This window comes from Hoeflea sp. (assembly GCF_039975035.1).
Taxonomy (GTDB): domain Bacteria; phylum Pseudomonadota; class Alphaproteobacteria; order Rhizobiales; family Rhizobiaceae; genus Hoeflea.
The window spans coordinates 16,072-32,854 of the sequence record NZ_JBDWHW010000042.1; the positions used below are offsets into that span (position 1 = coordinate 16,072).

15 protein-coding genes and 2 pseudogenes are annotated in these 16,783 nt (G+C 58.7%); 3 read left to right on the top strand and 14 right to left on the bottom strand.

The features are described from left to right. Positions 1 to 73: 73 nt before the first annotated feature. Positions 74 to 396 (bottom strand): annotated as a pseudogene (locus ABJN75_RS03075) (DDE-type integrase/transposase/recombinase); the annotation flags it as partial. Positions 397 to 909: 513 nt separating this feature from the next. On the opposite strand from ABJN75_RS03075, the gene ABJN75_RS03080 reads away from it, so the two are divergent. The 3 genes from ABJN75_RS03080 to ABJN75_RS03090 all read left to right on the top strand — a co-directional run bounded on the left by ABJN75_RS03080 (position 910) and on the right by ABJN75_RS03090 (position 3,540). Next, on the top strand, positions 910 to 1,383 hold the full coding sequence (locus tag ABJN75_RS03080; RefSeq protein ID WP_348436739.1) for a hypothetical protein: 474 nt from the start codon (positions 910 to 912) through the stop codon (positions 1,381 to 1,383). A gap of 130 nt (positions 1,384 to 1,513) precedes the next feature. Then, a complete protein-coding gene (locus tag ABJN75_RS03085) occupies positions 1,514 to 2,179 on the top strand; it encodes a response regulator (protein WP_348436741.1) in 666 nt (221 codons plus the stop codon). Then, positions 2,176 to 3,540 carry an ATP-binding protein gene (locus ABJN75_RS03090; RefSeq protein WP_348436743.1) on the top strand — a complete coding sequence of 455 codons (1,365 nt, stop codon included), beginning with the start codon at positions 2,176 to 2,178 and terminating at the stop codon, positions 3,538 to 3,540. Before ABJN75_RS03085 ends, ABJN75_RS03090 begins: the two co-directional genes overlap by 4 nt. Before the next feature lie 112 nt (positions 3,541 to 3,652). On the opposite strand, the pseudogene ABJN75_RS03095 reads toward ABJN75_RS03090, so the two are convergent. The 13 genes and pseudogenes from ABJN75_RS03095 to ABJN75_RS03155 form a co-directional block, all read right to left on the bottom strand. Then, positions 3,653 to 4,056, bottom strand: a pseudogene (locus ABJN75_RS03095) (DDE-type integrase/transposase/recombinase); the annotation flags it as partial. A 198-nt stretch (positions 4,057 to 4,254) separates the two neighbouring features. Next, positions 4,255 to 5,364, bottom strand: a complete 1,110-nt coding sequence (locus tag ABJN75_RS03100; protein ID WP_348436745.1) for a nucleoside hydrolase — start codon at positions 5,362 to 5,364, stop codon at positions 4,255 to 4,257. A gap of 12 nt (positions 5,365 to 5,376) precedes the next feature. Further along, a complete protein-coding gene (locus tag ABJN75_RS03105) occupies positions 5,377 to 6,237 on the bottom strand; it encodes an ABC transporter permease (RefSeq protein WP_348436747.1) in 861 nt (286 codons plus the stop codon). A gap of 1 nt (position 6,238) precedes the next feature. Then, positions 6,239 to 7,144 carry a sugar ABC transporter permease gene (locus ABJN75_RS03110; protein WP_348436748.1) on the bottom strand — a complete coding sequence of 302 codons (906 nt, stop codon included), beginning with the start codon at positions 7,142 to 7,144 and terminating at the stop codon, positions 6,239 to 6,241. 64 nt (positions 7,145 to 7,208) lie between these two features. Beyond that, the gene (locus tag ABJN75_RS03115; protein WP_348436750.1) at positions 7,209 to 8,561 is read right to left on the bottom strand and encodes an ABC transporter substrate-binding protein; all 1,353 of its coding nucleotides are present in this window, start codon (positions 8,559 to 8,561) and stop codon (positions 7,209 to 7,211) included. Between the two features lie 38 nt (positions 8,562 to 8,599). After that, the gene (locus ABJN75_RS03120; RefSeq protein WP_348436752.1) at positions 8,600 to 9,649 is read right to left on the bottom strand and encodes an ABC transporter ATP-binding protein; all 1,050 of its coding nucleotides are present in this window, start codon (positions 9,647 to 9,649) and stop codon (positions 8,600 to 8,602) included. 107 nt (positions 9,650 to 9,756) lie between these two features. Next, on the bottom strand, positions 9,757 to 11,178 hold the full coding sequence (locus tag ABJN75_RS03125; RefSeq protein ID WP_348436754.1) for a hypothetical protein: 1,422 nt from the start codon (positions 11,176 to 11,178) through the stop codon (positions 9,757 to 9,759). Beyond that, complete coding sequence (locus tag ABJN75_RS03130) at positions 11,178 to 11,915, bottom strand: GntR family transcriptional regulator (protein ID WP_348436756.1); 738 nt, start codon at positions 11,913 to 11,915, stop codon at positions 11,178 to 11,180. The genes ABJN75_RS03125 and ABJN75_RS03130 overlap by 1 nt, the downstream gene beginning before the upstream one ends. A gap of 49 nt (positions 11,916 to 11,964) precedes the next feature. Continuing rightward, complete coding sequence (locus ABJN75_RS03135) at positions 11,965 to 13,437, bottom strand: aldehyde dehydrogenase family protein (RefSeq protein ID WP_348436758.1); 1,473 nt, start codon at positions 13,435 to 13,437, stop codon at positions 11,965 to 11,967. Further along, positions 13,434 to 14,354: a tagatose 1,6-diphosphate aldolase gene (locus ABJN75_RS03140; RefSeq protein ID WP_348436760.1), complete on the bottom strand. Its 921-nt coding sequence runs from the start codon at positions 14,352 to 14,354 to the stop codon at positions 13,434 to 13,436. The genes ABJN75_RS03135 and ABJN75_RS03140 overlap by 4 nt, the downstream gene beginning before the upstream one ends. 5 nt (positions 14,355 to 14,359) lie before the next feature. Then, the gene (locus ABJN75_RS03145; protein ID WP_348436762.1) at positions 14,360 to 15,382 is read right to left on the bottom strand and encodes a dihydroxyacetone kinase subunit DhaK; all 1,023 of its coding nucleotides are present in this window, start codon (positions 15,380 to 15,382) and stop codon (positions 14,360 to 14,362) included. Next, the gene (locus ABJN75_RS03150) at positions 15,379 to 15,924 is read right to left on the bottom strand and encodes a DAK2 domain-containing protein (RefSeq protein WP_348436764.1); all 546 of its coding nucleotides are present in this window, start codon (positions 15,922 to 15,924) and stop codon (positions 15,379 to 15,381) included. The genes ABJN75_RS03145 and ABJN75_RS03150 overlap by 4 nt, the downstream gene beginning before the upstream one ends. Next, a complete protein-coding gene (locus ABJN75_RS03155; protein ID WP_348436766.1) occupies positions 15,921 to 16,703 on the bottom strand; it encodes a sugar phosphate isomerase/epimerase family protein in 783 nt (260 codons plus the stop codon). Before ABJN75_RS03155 ends, ABJN75_RS03150 begins: the two co-directional genes overlap by 4 nt. Between the last annotated feature and the right edge of the window lie 80 nt (positions 16,704 to 16,783).

Here is a 16,783-nt window from a genome sequence, read left to right on the forward strand (position 1 = left end):
ACAGGGCACTGCAAACTTTACGTTGCGAAGACACAATTTGGATTGTCGCTTTGGTTCGGATGGGGCGAAGGCGTGCGATCTGATGCCAAGTGTCCATGGCGATTGCCCGCAGCTCGCGATGATCGGCTGATGGGAGTTTTCAGCCCGATTGTTCAGACCTTTGTGCGAGCGATGCGCGACGCCGGGCATGATCTCCCGCTTCGCCGCATAATAGGACCAGAGCCTGTCGGAGATCATCACAGATGGCGAACACCTTGCCCTTGCATGAGCTTTCGCATCAAGCGCTTGGCAGCTTTGGCACAGCGTCAGCTCTGGACAAGGACGTCAAGGGACGAGATCCTCCTGATCAACGGCGCGCCAGAGCCAATGCTTCTTGCCCGTGACCGTGATCACAACCGCATGGGCACTCACATCGGCTGGAAATCGATAGCGGCGACAGAGGGATCACGGGGAAATTGGTCATGCCACCAGATTCCGTATTTTGATCGCAATCCGGTTTGTGACAGTGTCAAACGTTGCATTCATGGAAGGCGCAACATCACCTGTTCCCACCTTCGAAACGCCAGCGAGAATTCTCAACGCGGTTGTCTGCGCAGCGATCAGTTTCCTGCGAACGCACGTCGCATTCAAACGGAGTCAGCTGACGCGCGTCAGTTCTTGTTTCTGCATGTCGTAATCGCAAAACCGCGGGACACTTTTGCGCGACATGCACGGGCCGTCATTGCTGAAATTGTGCGGCGCGGCAGCAGGCGAGCGCAGTTGATTGATCACAATCTCGTCGCCGAGAATTCTCACACCCCGTTTCGGGTTGTTCGGGCGGTGGACTTAAGCGGCATTTAAGGAACCGAGACCAGACAGGGCGCAGAGCGTCCATCGGGACGCCTAAACTGTCCTCAAAGGAGATTCAGAATGATTACGGTAAAACACATTGCACCCGTCTTGTTCGGGCTTGTGCTTTCTCTGTCCGCCGGTTCCGGCTTGGCGGAGACCACTTCTCACCAGGAGCATGCCGCGAGCGAGCTTGCCCTGTCGCTGAATGCGGGTGAGAAATGGCAGGGCGACGCCAATATGCACCAGGGAATGGAGGCCATTCGTACCGCGCTCGCCGGACAACTTGTCGCGATCCACGAAGATCGCCTGCCGACCGACGACTACAAGTCGCTGGCGGCGGTGGTGATCGAGCAAACCGACTTCATGATCGAGAATTGCGTACTGGAACCAGAGGTCGATGAGCAATTGCACAGCGTCCTCGGCCAGGTCATTGAAGGTGCATTCGATATGGAAGAGGGAAGCGAGCGCCGCGCGGGCGCGGTGAGGATCGTGCAGGCTCTCAATGCCTATGGCGAGCATTTCGAGCATCCCGGCTGGCAGCCGTTGGATTAATCCGGGCAGTCAGAGCCACAAGTCCCGCGGGCCGCTGCGACTGATCGCGGCCCGCACTTGTCTCTGAGCCGGTTCTGACGTTCAGTGTCCAGACGGCGTGAAACCGTGGAAATCAAGGTTCATTAGGACGATGCGTATTCTGTTGGTCGAAGACGACACCCTTTTGGGCAAGGGCGTATCCGCAGGGCTTGTTCAGGCCGGCTGGGCGGTCGACTGGACCTTAGACGGGATAGATGCTGAAACTGCGCTGCACAGTATCTGCTATGATGCGGTGGTTCTGGACTTAGGTCTGCCGGGGATGGACGGGTTGACGTTGCTCGGTCGGCTGCGGGCGTCGAAGCATTCGATCCCGGTCCTTGTTCTGACCGCTCGCGAGACTCTTGCCGACCGGGTTGCCGGGCTTGATGCGGGTGCTGACGATTATCTGGTCAAACCATTCGATTTGACCGAGTTGCAGGCACGGTTGCGCGCTTTGCTGCGCCGCTCAAAGGGGGCGACAGGTCCGCTTCTGCATCATGGGCGAATTGTACTGGATCTCACCAGTCACAAGGTTTTTCTGGATAGCGCTCCGGTAGAGCTTTCTGCACGCGAATTTGCCACATTGCAGGAATTGATGATGAACGCCGGGCGGGTACGCACCCGTGGACAGCTGGAAGAAAGTCTTTATGGCTGGGGTGAGGAGATCGGCAGTAACACGATCGAAGTCTACATCCACAATCTGCGCCGGAAACTATATGCGGATCTAATTCGCACGATTAGGGGCGTGGGTTACACCATTACGGCGGGCAACAATTGATCCGTTCGTTGCGCCAACGCCTGATGATGATTCTCGGCGGCAGCATCATCGCGGCTTGGCTGGCCACGGCATTCTTCACCTATCTCGACACGAGACACCTGATTGACGAGATGCTGGACACCCACCTTGAGCAGTCGGCCGATCTTCTTATTGTCCTGCTCGACCGCCTGCCGCAGGGTGATCTGGCTAATACGATGCAGCGTCAGCAGGACGTCGATGCCGATCAAATAATTTCCTTCCGTGTTCATGCAGGTGCAGGCAGCGCGTCAGCCGTGTTCGTGGGCTCGCCGGGTTTTCCGGCGGGCCGTTGGCAACCAGGGTTTCACGATAGATCCTCCGCCGGCCAAATCTGGCGCGTGTTCGGAACATCAGATAGCGCAGGGCGCTCTGTCGAGGTGGCGCTGCGTCATGATGTGAAGAGCAAGTTCGCCGATCTGGTGGCAATTCACATTCTGCATCCGCTGTGGTTTGCAATTCCGCTTCTGGCAGGTCTGATCTGGTTGTCGGTGGGTTGGGGGCTTAGACCGTTGCGGGTCGTCACCAACGCCGTCGAACGACGCCGTCCCAATGACATGCAACCACTTGACGTCGGCGATGCACCGGACGAAATCCAACCGCTTCTTGGTGCGCTTGACCGATTGTTTGGACGGATTGCACAGCTTCTTGAACGCGAACGCCACTTTGCTGCCGATGCCGCGCATGAGTTGCGCACCCCGCTTGCCGCGATCAAGACCCATGCCCAGGTTGCCCGGCAGGAGCGTGATCGGGATAAATGCGCTGCAGCACTTGACGGGGTGATCGAAGGCGCCGACCGCGGCACTCGACTGGTCGAGCAACTGCTGGTGTTGTCGCAACTCGATCAGGATGCAGCCGCCGGTGCCGCGGCGCCGGTGGAACTTGTCGATCTGGTGATCGAATGTGTCGCGGCGGCAGTGCCCAAGGCGGTTGCGGACGGTCTGGATCTTGGCGTCGCCAACGCATCTTGCGATCGGGCCGTCGTGATCGGGAATGCCGATCTGCTTCGCATCCTGGTTCGCAATCTGCTTGATAACTCGATTCGCTATACCCCGGCAGGGGGCGAAGTGACCGCCTCTGTCGAAACCTCCGGTCAGGCTGTCATACTGCGGGTTTGCGACAGTGGCCCCGGCATTGCCCCGGACCTGCGCGATCGCGTGTTCGACAGGTTCTACCGTGTGGCAGGTAATGGACAGCAGGGGTGCGGGCTGGGACTGTCGATCGTCGCACGCATTGCCGCGCTGCACGGTGGAACTGTCGAATTTGAGAACAGGACGGACAAAACCGGGTTTACTGTCATCGTCACGCTGCCCTGGGTCAATCCGGACGAAAAGACAACCCGATGATCCTGCACGCATCTCCTACGGTATCGTGCCACCCATTTGGAATGACTGCATGGGGATGACGGTCCACGCCGATGCCCTCACGTTGGCCCTATATCTGGATTATCCAGGGATGACGCAGCTTGTCGGTGATCATCACATGCGGCGAACGCCTTGCCCATCCATGAGCTTTCGCATCAAGCGCTTGACAGCTTTGGCATAGCGTCAACTCTGGACAAGGACGTCAAGGACGAGACCTCCTGATCAACGGCGCGCCAGAGCCAATGCTTCTTGCCCGTGACCGTTATCACAACCTCATCAAGGTGCCGTTTGTCAGGAAGCCTGCCGGCTGAACTTCCCCGCCCACAGTCTGACAGTCTGGTGCGAGACAATAACGACACACGCTGCCAGCAGATCCTCAACCAAGCGCAGACTGAGCGGGAACCGAAAATAGAGCCAAACCGCATGGTCACTCACACCGGCTGGAAATCGATGGCGGCGACAGAGAGGATCACGGGTGAATTGGTCATGCCACCAGATCCCGGATTTTGATCGCAGCCCGGTTTGTAACAGTGCCAAACGTCGCTATCGAGAACCAAATCCTACAAAGAAATGCGACAGAACCTGCATTGTCACCCCCGAAAAATGTCGATCGAAGATTATCGGCACCCAGGTTAGCGAAAAAATTTCCCAACAGCCCCGCCGCTGATGCAGGGCTGCTGTGTCGGGCTGTTACGGTCAGGGCGCTTTGCCAAGGGTCCTGTAAAAATCTTCAAAGATGGCATCGCGATCGACGTCGAAGGCTTCGAGCATTGGATGGCGATGCGCAGGATGCTGCCAGTATAAATCTTCGTCCAGCACCGGCGATTGAGTCATGTGGGTCGAAACATAATCGGCATTGAACATCCACGCGACGTTGATGATATCCCAGATCACCCAAGTCTTGGTCTCGGGCTGGCTGATCACGTATTTCTTGTGCAGGGGATTATGGGTGTAAAGATGGTGCAAATAATCGCCAATCGCTCCCTTGCCCTTTACGAATTGCTCCATCTCGGGCAGCGAAATCGAAAGTTGGGCGCCGACATGATAGCCGGGCAAATAGACATGCGGGACGCCACAATCGAAGATCAGCCGGGAGGCCAGTTTGTCTTGCACCAGATTCAACGAAGGCCGGTTGCAGAAAGGCGCGTATGACGGAAAGGATGCCGTCCAGACCAGGACTATATTCTTGATGATATCGGGTGCCATCAACACCGCTGAAGCAATATTTGTCAGCGCGCCCATGGCCAGAATGTATAGCGGTATTTCGGGCTCGGCGCGTGCGCGTTCGATGATGAACCGCGCGGCTTCGGTATCCAGCGGGCTGTCAAAATCGCTAAGGTAGGCAGGCGATCCGCGGTAAACCATGCCTTCAGGATCAACACCGCAATGCTCGAAGACACGCACGATTTCCTGATACGACAACTCGGCACCTTCATCAGGCAATACAAATTTTATGCTTTCCGGGTCGGTGCCACTGTCGACGATGCGTTGCGCCCAACCGGCGAAACCGCCCATGAATTTCTCTTCCTCGGCATTGCCGGGCCCGCCGCGTTTCAAAATCTCGACGCTGCGGAGCATGCCTTCACGATGATGGATGAATGAAAACGGCACCGCAGTGACGCCCTCAAGGTTCATCCGTTCGGGCGACAGCAGCGCCCAGGCCAGCGCATACTGATCGTCGATCTCATTTGCAGTGTCGGTGTCGATGATCACCCGAGCCGGGCCTTGTGGCCGTTGCAGTCGCGAGGTGACAAAATCGGGATCGAGCTTGGGAAACCGCTCGAGAACTGTTGCGGGAATGGTCATTAAACTGGCTCCTTAATTGCCGAACCCCTTGCCGAACGCCTCTTCTTTTATGAAACGCTCGGAGATGATCAGAAGGATGATTCCGGGCAAGGTGACGACGAGTGTGATACCCGCAGCCGACGCATCCAGCGTGCCGCCCGCGATCTTGGAGAACAGCAGAGTCGGGAGCGTGATGATCTTGCCCTGTCCGAGAAAGAACGTAAGCAGGAAGATGTTGGTCGACACCAGGAAGGTGAACAGCGCACCCGCGACCACACCGGGCAGCAGCATCGGCAGCGTCACAAGGCGCAGGACCTGCCAGCGGCTTGCGCCGAGGATCATCGCCTGATCTTCAAAATCGCGGCCAAGACCCTGATAGACGGCGGTCAACATCCGCACCATATAGGGTATGGTCGGGATCAGATGCGCTATGATGATGCCAGTATAGCTTCCGGCAAGGCCCAGCCGGATGAACAGCATCAGCAGGGCAATCCCGATGGCGGCCTCGGGCACGATCAGCGGCATGGATAGAAAAAACTCGAACGAGTTTTTTCCGCGAAACCGTTCGCGGGCGAGGACACGCGCCGCGGGCAGGCTGATCGCAAGACAGATTGCAGTGACGATTATTCCGATCGCGACCGTGTTTACAGTCGCCTCCCAGATGCGGCTGTAAGGCGACAGGACATAATCCCAAGCCAGTGGCATCATCGATTTTTCGCGCTGCTCCAACCACCAGGTGCCCGGCAATATATCGGGCCAGGCCCAACGAAACGCCAAGCTCTGGATGACCAGCGGGATGAAGGGCCCGAGAATGAATCCGGCGATGATGATCAGATAGAACTTCTGGAAAGGCGACAGGCGCGACCCCAGATTTGCGGAAAATTTGCGCGCCATATCAATTCCGTCCTATGCGTTTTTCAAACCGGCGATACGCGACGAGATAGGTAAAAAGGATAGCACCCGAGATCAGCCCGATCGACACGACGGTCGCCATCCCCTGAAGCTGCAAGGTGTAATCGGCGTCGTTGAAATAGCGCCATGCAACCACCGGCAGTGTATCGGGGAACCCGCCGCCGAGGATGAACGGCGCTTCGAATGCGCCCACGTTGAATGCAAAACAGATCAGCGTGGACGACACGATTCCCGGAAGGATCTGGGGCAAGGTCACACGGAAAAAAATCGTCCACTTGTTCGCGCCGAGAATGGCTGCTGCTTCTTCCGTTTCCCGGCCGATGCCCAGAAGAACCGCGTAAATCGCCAGCGTGATGAACGGCAGTTGCTTCCACACATAAACGGCGATGATGCCCCAACCGTAGTGGTTCTTGAGGATTTGTGGAAACTGCCCCGGATCGTCGATAAATCCGAACAATGCCGCAAACCGCGACAATACTCCGCCATTGCTCAGCATCAGGACCGCCAGCGCTATTCCCACCGTGTAGGGTATCATCAGCGGAAGCTTGTAGAGATATTTGTAGAACGTCTTGCCGGGAAAGGTCTTGACCAACGCCAGGGAAAGAAGGATCGCGCCGACCAGCGCCAGAAAGGTCGAAACCGTCGCATAATACATCGTCAAGCCCAGCGACTGCCAGAAAGACTGCGATGACCACAGGGCTCCGAAATAGGAAAAATCGGGAAAGGTGTTGACCCCGAACCAGGGCGCGTATCCGAGCGACTGCACGATCGCCAGCAGCAGCGCGCCGCCGAACAGCACGAACAGCACCAGCATGATCGGGGTGAGTTGCAGCACAAGGAACAGCCGCTTCCGGCGTTCGCTGCGCGTTCTGGTGGCTTGTCTGACCATGACGTGTACTCGTTTTCGCGAAATCATGCCGCAGCCGGGAAATTTCCCGGCTGCGGCAATGGGCTTACTTCGTCAGGTTGGCTGCCGAGCGCGCCACGATGTCGGCGATCGAATCCTGGCTGTCCCGCTCGATATATTCGAGCCAGGTCGCCTCGATCACATCTACCAGCGTGGCATTCGTGTCAGGTGTGGTGTTGGCGTCCAGTTCTTCCTGGGTGACGCCGATGTGGCCGGGCGAAGCTGCGTCAAGTGCGGCACCCTGCTCATCATTCAGCTTCCAGCCATCAATGCCCGCCGACATGCCGACGAACTTCAGTTTCGAGATCTGTGCCTCGGGCGAAGTCATATAGTTCACCAGAACCATTGCGGCTGCCGGGTTCGGCGTATTGCCGGGCACCGCAAGATAGTTCTTGTTCTTGATCATCCCGCCTTCGGGGAAAATCATCTCTTCTGCAGCTTCAGGATAGGTGCCGTTTGCCAGGCCGACGGCCACGGCATACAGGCCGAACTTGCAGTTGAAATTGACCTCGCCATTCAGGAACAGCCCGTTCAACGCCGCGGAATCTTCGGGGTAGCGCGGACGGCCGCTCTCACCACCAAGCAACAGTGGCTGCAGATCCTTGAGATACTCGAGCCCAGGCGTGATCAGGCGTGCCAACTCTTCCGCACCCAGCTCTTCCATCGATTTCTGGAACGGAATGGCACCGGTGCCATCCGGGTTAAGCGCGTAAATCGCCGACTGGACGAAGGTGTTGCCTTCATAATGGGGCGGCTTTGTATAGATGAACTTTCCGGGGTTTGCTTCCAGGTAGGTCCGCAAGCCGGCAAAATCCTTGGGGCGATCTGATTCAGGCACACGGTCTGAATTGACGGCGCAGACATATTGTTCGCCCGACCATGGCATTTCCTTGCCCTCGGTCAGAACACCGAAATCCCGAAGATTGAGGAGCGACCGCGGGTCATTTTCGTCCCACTCGACGAACTTGGCATTCGGCAGTTTTTGCGCAAAGTTTCCGAACAGGGCGTCCTGTGACTTGAGTGTGCTGAAATTCTCGCCGTTCAGCCAGATCGCATCAACGCTGCCTGCACCGGCATTCTTGCCCGCGTTCTTCTCCGCGAGAACGAGGTCGACGGCGTCCTTGGTGCTGGTAATGCGCACCGCATTGAGCGTGATGCCTTCTGCGGCCATGGCGGGCGCGACGACGCTATCCATCCAGACGTTCAGGTTGTCGTTGCCCCCCCAGAAGTACATGTTGACTTCGCCCTGCTGTTTGGCGCGCTCCTGGACATCGGTCCAACTCAGATCACCGGCAAGAAAGCTCTTCTGAAAGGCTTCGCCGTCCGGGTCGGCGGCCATTGCCACACCCCCGGCCAGTAGCAGTCCGGTGGTCATGCTGATCATTAGTGTGCGTTGCATCATTTTCTCCTCCAAAGAATTGCGATGTTGTCGGTGTCCTATCCGGTCATCAACCAGATCCGCTCTGCCGCGATGTCGAGGCGGACGTCCATCCCGACATCCAGCAGCCTGCGTGATTGTTCGGTCACGATTATTCGGGTGTCTCCGCATTCGACCACGTAATTGACCGAAGCCCCGAAAAAGTCGCGTGCCACGATCCGTCCGTCGATCAGGTGCGGTGCAGCTTCGCCCTCCGCAGCATGGATATCGATGCCCTCGTTGCGCAGCATTGCATAGACCTTCGCCCCGCTAGACATGCCCTCCTGCCTGTTCACCTTGAGCGTACCAAAACTGGTAATGATGGTATCGTCGCCACTCAGTGTGGCCGGAACAATATTCGACGCCCCCATGAAATCAGCGACGTCCACCGAAGCAGGGTGACGATACAACGCCTCGGGTGCGTCGAACTGGGCAAGGTGGCCACCGAAAATGACGGCGACCCGGTCGGCCAGTTCCATCGCCTCAACCTGATCATGGGTCACAAAGATGGTGGTGATGCCCAACCGCTGCTGCAGAGTGCGGATGAACCGTCGCATTTCGCCGCGCAACTTGGTATCGAGATTCGCCAACGGTTCGTCCATCATCAGGACTGTCGGTTTGGTGATCAACGTCCGCGCAATGGCGACCCGCTGCATCTGCCCGCCTGACAGTTGTGCCGGAAACCGATGCCGGAACTCGCCAAGCTGGACCACGTCGATGATCTCGTCCAGACGTGTTTTGATCTCGGATTTGGGGGTGCCGCGCACTGACAAGCCGAAGGCAATATTCTTTTCCACCGTCATATGGGGGAACAGCGCATAGCGCTGGAATACCATGCCAACATTCCGGTCTTGAACCGCCACTTCAGAGACATCCTGATCGTCGAAGAATATCCCGCCTGTGGTCGGACTCTCAAGTCCAGCGATCATCCGCAGGGTGGTGGTTTTGCCGCATCCCGATGGACCCAACAACGCAACCAATTCCCCCGAACGGATGTCCAGGTCGATATTTTCGATCGCTGTAAATCTACCAAACTGCTTGCGGACCTGCCGAAGCTGAACTTGTGTCAATTTGCTGGACTCCCGGTCGCGATGAAAATTACTACAGTCGAATTGGTAGATACAAATCTATGTCGCCTGTACCCACCCTGTCAACGGCTAACACCACTTCGTGTGGCTTATCTGAGCGGGAGGCCGTCATGAGCGGCAATCAACCCCAATTGTTCCATCCCGCTCCATGCCGCGAACTCCTCGAACGCGGCACGCCAACTGCCCGGGACCAGCACAAAATGGTGTTCCAACCCGTGTTCCATGACACTGGTCACCACGGATGCGGCGTCCGATGCTCCGGACCGATCCGAGAAATTGCTGACCCATCCACGGCAACCCGTGTACCCGCTTTCTTCGGCGGCTACGACATCGCCCTCGACCGCGAATATCGCTGTGCCATCGCGCGCGACCCGCAGAATCGTTTGCGCCCCCTCGGCAAATTCATAATCTGCAATCGCACCGAATCTGGGGCCTTCTACAGTCCCTCGTCCGATCATCGGGTGATTGATCCACGCGGCGCGATCCTTGGCCATGTACAGCGGTCCACCGCCTCCGTGCCACATCAGAATCCGGTCGCGATCCAGTTGCGGCGACGTCATATCCAGCAGGCAGCCAACGCGACCTGTGATCTCTCTTACAGACAACTGTGTGACGGCACCCATCACATCGCCTTCTGAGGCGACAGGCAGATTGTCATGCTCTTCGATCCAGCTGAACGCCGCCCCCGGGTGCATTCCGGGAGTTTCTTGCAAGGCGGGCCAATCAGATACCGCGAGCGCGTCAAAGCCATTCTCCGCGGCGATCGCCCGTAACGCCAGTGCGGCCCGCGACGTCAATGCCATCTGTTCCGGTGATACGCCGCGCACATCCGCTGCGGCCGTCATTCTTGTCAGTTCGGTCGTGACCGCACTCTTATCGGCGGCATCCATCCGCGCCGTCATCTCGTGGATATCGACGTGAGAGAATGCCACGGCCAGTGCTGTCATAAGCCGGGCTTGCGATACATCCATGTTGTAGAATGTCGGGGCAAGCCCGCCGACCACGCCAATATTTGCTCCCTTCAGCGCGTGTGCCGCGCGCAGAGCCAGCAAGGTCTGCCGAAGCCGCGCTTTGAGCGCCGCGTCCTCGGGCGCGCCGATATACCACTGCACAGGGGCGCGGCGCAGATCGCGCACCCCGCGCGCAATCGACATAGTCATGTTGAGCGACACGAAACTGTTGAGCTGAATATCCCCCTCATGCCCCGGTTCGGGCGTGGCCCAGGCCCCCATCGGAAGGCCGGAAGCCGCAATCTGCCGCCCGACGTCACCCATCGTGAACCCGCCATGCAGCAAAAGCAGGAACCCTGCCCCATCGGCGCGGCAATGATCCACCGCCTTCTGTGCCGCACGGGCGTCCATCGGCACGTCGGGAGCAATTGACAGGCCGATGTTCAACTCATCAGTCAACGAGGCCAGCATCTTTTCCGCCGCCTCGAATACACCGTAACGGTCAGGGAAATAGCTGGGAAGCGAACCTTTGATCAAACCTATCCGAAACTGTGTACTCATCACGGGTTCCTCTCCTGCCGCGACGCGCCAACCAGCTCATAGGTAATCGGGGTATCGCGATACACTTCGTCATAGAACACCGGCGCCCCGGTATCATCCAATGCAGAGCAAGCCTGCGTCAGAATCAGCGCGTTGCAAGGCAGTCCAAGCAGTTCGGCCACCTCGTCCGTGGCAAGCTGCGGACGGATTGTCTCGCAGGCGCTGCCCCATTCCAGACCGAAGCGCCGGATCAAGATCCGCAGAATAGACTGGTCCGGTCCACCTTCGGGGAAATCGGCTGGGGACAGGTTGGGCACCGACCGCGTCGGCACCCAGGTATTCACGAGCATCCGAGGCTGACTATCCACGGTTCGCAGCCTCTGAATCCGGGTCACTGGCTCACCGAACATTTCTTGAACTGACGCGGGTGCATCGCCGTCAAACCTCTCGACGCCGATCAACCGCGCGCCCGGTATCCGTCCACTTTTCAAAATCGCATCCGTAAACGAGATCATGCAGGTCGTCGCCGGTGGTGACAGCGTGTTGACCATGTATCCGCTACCCTGCCGCGAGACCAGGTATCCGGAATTCACGAGCATCTCGAGCGAACGCCGCACCGTGACCCGGCTCACGCCGAACGACTTCGCCAGGACGTCCTCGGAAGGCAAACGGGTGCCGACCGAATACAGTCCCTGACTGAGACGGTTCAACATCTCTTTGTGGATGGTTTGATATCTGGGCAGCCGCTGTTCGGACATGTGTCAGGCTCTCATTTTCATCGTGTTTCAGGCCGTTGTTCTATACCATTCAGAGGCCTTGCCACACCGATTTCGTCTGCGTGTACAACGCCAGGGCGTCACGGCCCATTTCGCGCCCGTAACCGCTCTGTCCCATGCCGCCAAACGGCGAAGCCGCGTCTGTATCTCCCCAGCAGTTGATCCATACAGTACCGGCGTGCAGACCCGCACCCATTCTAGCGACACATCCGGCATTCCGTGTCCAACAACCGGCAGCAAGGCCATACTCGCTGTCATTTGCACGAGCGAGCACCTCGTCCTCGTCATCAAAGGGCAGAACGCACAAAACCGGGCCGAAGATTTCTTCACGCGCTACGCGCATATCGTCACTGACGCCTGCAAGGATCGTTGGCTGCACGAACCAACCCGTGTCACCCAGACGGCCGCCACCGGCAATGCATTGCGCACCACCCGTGCGACCGTCGGCGATATAGCCAAGTACCTTGTCCATCTGCACCCGCGAAATTACCGGCCCCAGGTCGTGGCCCTTCAAATCCATCCCCGGCCCAACCGACAGACCCTCGGCCAGCTTGCGCAGCCCGTCGAGAACCTGATCATGCACACTTCGATGCACGAACAGGCGGGCGCCCGCCGTGCAAGATTGGCCGTTGTTGCCGAACAGCGCCCAAAACGCACCTGGAACCGCACGCTCCAGGTCAGCATCGGCAAAGATGATGTTGGCGGCCTTGCCGCCCAGTTCAAGCGAGACCTTCTTGAGGTTCCCCGCCGAGGCCATGACAATCTGCCGGCCGGTCGCCGTCGATCCGGTGAAGCCGATCTTGTCAACGCCAGGATGTGCGGCCAACGCGGCACCTGCATCACCACCCAGCCCGGGAACCACGTTCAGCACGCCCGGCGGGAATCCGGCCTCAAGTGCCAGATCCGCCAGATACAACGCGCTAAGTGGTGTCTGTTCGGCGGGCTTGAGCACGATGGTGTTGCCTGCGGCCAAAGCCGGCGCCAACTTCCACGCGACCATCAACGTCGGGTAGTTCCATGGCGTGATCAGCCCGCATACGCCCATTGGCTCGATTCGCGTATGGTTCAGCCGGTTCGGTGTAGACACCGGAATTGTCGCGCCCTCGATCTTGTCCGGCCAACCGGCGAAGTAGCGAAAATGCCTTGCTGACCAGACCGCATCGACATCCCGCGCCACCGCGAACGGCTTGCCGTTGTCCAGCGCATCAAGCTGCCCGAAGATCGCTTTTCGCGCCTCGATCAATTCGGCCAGGTTCCAGATCAACCGACCGCGATCATGGGGGGAAAGTCGCCCCCAGGGGCCGCTCAATGCGGCGCGCGCCGCGGCAACCGCCATATCGACTTGTGCAGCGCCTGCTCCCGCGACCCGGCTAATGACCGACCCGCTCGACGGATCGACCACGTCAAGCTCGGAGGAGCCTGCCACCTCAGCTCCGTCGATCCTCAAAGGCTGGACGCGCGACAGGAATTCTTCGACTTCCGGAAGTCGGCTGATCAAGCTCATGCGACTGTCTCCGACAAGCGCGCCAGACGGCTGCGCCCTTCATCGGCGAGCCAGGCCTCGGCAGCGCCAGGACCGTCCTTGCCGAAGATGCTGATGGCATCGTGCCAGATTGCGCGGCCGCACATGAACCCTGCGAACCTTGCGCCCGAAGCCTTGGCCATCTTCAGCGCGCCTTCAAATTGTTCAAACGTCACTCCCGCCGACAGGTACAGCAACGGGATATCCCCGGCTGCCTCAGCGGCGCGGCGCAAAGCTGCGTCAGCCTCGGCACGGGTCATCGTTGGCGTCCCGAACCCCTCGACATGTGCCAGGTTTACCGGAAGCTCGACCTTCAGAAAGTCGATGCCAAACTCCGGCGCGGCAAACAAGCGGGTCGCTTCGGTCACCAGATCGGGCTTGAGCATGGCGAATTCCGCGCTGCTTTCATCCGGAATCCTGCGGTCAAAGACAATCGGCTCAAACAGAAATCTGATACCATGTTGCCGGCACTCGGCGCTGATCTTGCGCACCAGATCAAACTTTCGCTGATTTATCGCACCCTGGTCGTTCGGCTCGAAGTACAGGAAAAACTTCAGCACCTGCACGCCCAGACCCACGTAGTCCGCCACCTTCAGGTTTTCCGGCAAGACCGTCATTCGGTCCTCCCCGGTGATGCGATAGACATCTGCCTCGAAAGCCAGCATTTTTTCACAACTCGGGGCAATTAACGGTAAAAGCTCGCGGCCAAAATTCGCATCGACCAACACCGTGCTGGCATCCGCGCTGAGCTGCTCGACCACCAGACGTTTGAACAGCAGCAAATCGTCCTGTTGCGCATTCGGACCACGTGCCTTGCGCAACATTTCACCCAGACCGCTGCCTTGATCGACGGCAACACCACGAATCGGACGCATCTGCAAAGGTTCGGATCGGGTCACGTGGATCACTCCTTGTTTGGAATTTGAATGGCTGGAAAGTACGGCGTATCCGAAGGCGCGGCCCATAGGCGCAGCATGTCGCCATCGGGTTCAAGTAGCGAAATCGAGAAGCCGCCCATCTCCTGCGTCGTCACAAAGGAACCGATCATTGGCGCGATCGCGTCGATCCCGCGCGCAGCGAGTGTCTTGCTGGTTTCGTTCCAGACCGTGAGAAGCTCCATCATCGTGGTGCCCCCCATGCCGTTGACAATCACGGCGACCTGGCCGCCGCTGGCGATCGGATAATCCTCAAGCAGCTTGTCGACGATGAGTGAGACGAGATCGCGCACAGGCCCGACGCCGGTTCGCCCTATTCCCGGTTCGCCGTGCACACCCATACCGAGATAGATCTCGTCATCAGGCAATTCGAACATCGCGCGGCCGGTCAGCGGTGAAATGCCCGGCGACAGTGCCGCAGCCAGCGTCACAGTGCGTGCGCGCACAGCTTCACCCAGGATCATCAGGTCGTCGAGTTGCATGCCTTCCTCGGCTGCGGCGCCAAGGATCTTGTAGATGAACATCGTTCCGGGGGCACCGCGGCGGTCGTGCACGCGATCACGCGGGGCTGACGATATATCGTCATACATGGGCAACGCCCGCACGTTCAGCCCTTCTTCCTCGGCCAGCATGACGGCCGCACGTCCGTTGATCATGTCGCCGGAGTGCTGCGAGATCAAAAGGATACTGCCCGCTTTGCCCGACACCTCGCGGATTCCGTCAAGGATAAGATCAGCCGAGGGCGCTGCGAATACATCGCCAACCACATTGGCGTCCAGAATGCCCGGACCGACAAATCCCATGGCAATAGGTTCGTGCCCCGAGCCATTTCCGATTAACAAGGTGACCTTTCGATCCGGGTTTTTCACGCCTGTTGCCCGCACCACGACACGATCATCCTGTTTACCCCGGGCAACCTGGGCAAATGCCGACACATACCCATCGATCATGTCATCGACCATGGTTTCCGGCGCATTGAAAAGTTTTTTCATTGCGTGCCTTCCTTGCCTGCGAGGGTTTCAAGGATGATTACCACCGACACCGCGCCCGGATCGACGTGCCCCTGCCCGCCGTTCTCGACATATTGCGCCCGGCCCCGGCGTGCGCTCAGTTCGCGCGTACCGTCCCGGCCAGCAGCGGCTGCGGCAATCGCATCCTGTAGCGTGCCGGTTTCCAAAGCAGTGACTGCGGGGTCCAATGCGTCAACCATGCTCTTGTCGCCGACGTTAACCTGCCCCAGATCCATGATCCGGTCACAAGCCTTTCGCAGCCCCGCGCCCAATGCCTCGCCATCGTTGAGATGACGCTCCACTTCCAGCAGGATCAGGCCGAACAGTGTCCCGGATGCCCCACCCGAAGCACGCATGAACGCCTTGGCCTGCACGCCGCTTTCAGCCTGAGCTGCCCGCGTCAGACCACGCAGCATGGTCGTGCCATGGTCGCCATCGCCCAGTGCGGCATCCAACCGGTTCAATGCGTCGCAACGGTCTTCAATCCGGGCATGCAAGGCCGTGAAGAACTCTGGGCCGGTCATCGCACAAATGTCCTCTTCATGAAGTCGAGCGCCTGGCGCGCCGCCTCGGTGGGGTCAGGCTCGATCGCCCGCCAAATATTGACATCTGCGCTATTGGGATTGGACGGCATCACGAACATTTCCGCTGTGATCCAGCCATCATAACCGATATCCGAAAGTGCTGTTGCACAGCTTTGAAAATCGAAATGTCCGGATCCGGGAACGCCGCGGTCATTGTCGGAGACATGAAAATGAACCAATGCATCGCCGGTCGCACGGATCGCGGCGGCAGGGACTTTCTCTTCGATGTTCATATGAAAGGTATCAAGCAGTACCCCGATATGCGCGGCCCCGGTGGCACGGGCAATCGCGGTGGTGTCGGCGGCCGTACTTGTCAGATCAGTCTCGAACCGGTTCAGCCCCTCGATCCCCAGCGTTATGCCATTGTTGGCCAAGACAGGTTCAATCATGGCCAGCGTTTGCGCTGAACGATCACTGCGGCCGACAGCGCGGGGAGCAAAGACGCCCCAGGGTGCCGCGACAACGCCAGCCAACGATCTGGCCCCCAATGCCGCCGTGATCTCAACGGCCTCTGACAGGGCTTCAATGGCCCGCGCCCGAACTGCGTCATCCGCCGAGGTCGGGTCTGCATCCGGACCCAGTCCCGTCGAGCATGTCAGCTCCAGCCCACGTTCCTCGGCGGCTTTGCGGATCTGCGTGGCGCGATCCATGCCGATGCCCAGCAGCGAAAGCTCAACCCCATCAAAACCCAAATCCGTGGCAATATCAAAGATCGGCAAGGGATCGTCCTGCCACGTTTTCATCCAAAGCCCAGCATGAACACCGAATTTCATAAATCGCCCTCTCAATTGCCTCTACA

Bases quoted from the DNA above. Each gene is read 5' to 3' on its own strand.
- ABJN75_RS03080 (WP_348436739.1), top strand. From the start codon at position 910: ATGATTACGGTAAAACACATTGCACCCGTCTTGTTCGGGCTTGTGCTT.
- ABJN75_RS03085 (WP_348436741.1), top strand. From the start codon at position 1,514: ATGCGTATTCTGTTGGTCGAAGACGACACCCTTTTGGGCAAGGGCGTA.
- ABJN75_RS03100 (WP_348436745.1), bottom strand. From the start codon at position 5,364: ATGACCATTCCCGCAACAGTTCTCGAGCGGTTTCCCAAGCTCGATCCC.
- ABJN75_RS03105 (WP_348436747.1), bottom strand. From the start codon at position 6,237: ATGGCGCGCAAATTTTCCGCAAATCTGGGGTCGCGCCTGTCGCCTTTC.
- ABJN75_RS03110 (WP_348436748.1), bottom strand. From the start codon at position 7,144: ATGGTCAGACAAGCCACCAGAACGCGCAGCGAACGCCGGAAGCGGCTG.
- ABJN75_RS03115 (WP_348436750.1), bottom strand. From the start codon at position 8,561: ATGCAACGCACACTAATGATCAGCATGACCACCGGACTGCTACTGGCC.
- ABJN75_RS03125 (WP_348436754.1), bottom strand. From the start codon at position 11,178: ATGAGTACACAGTTTCGGATAGGTTTGATCAAAGGTTCGCTTCCCAGC.
- ABJN75_RS03130 (WP_348436756.1), bottom strand. From the start codon at position 11,915: ATGTCCGAACAGCGGCTGCCCAGATATCAAACCATCCACAAAGAGATG.
- ABJN75_RS03135 (WP_348436758.1), bottom strand. From the start codon at position 13,437: ATGAGCTTGATCAGCCGACTTCCGGAAGTCGAAGAATTCCTGTCGCGC.
- ABJN75_RS03145 (WP_348436762.1), bottom strand. From the start codon at position 15,382: ATGAAAAAACTTTTCAATGCGCCGGAAACCATGGTCGATGACATGATC.
- ABJN75_RS03150 (WP_348436764.1), bottom strand. From the start codon at position 15,924: ATGACCGGCCCAGAGTTCTTCACGGCCTTGCATGCCCGGATTGAAGAC.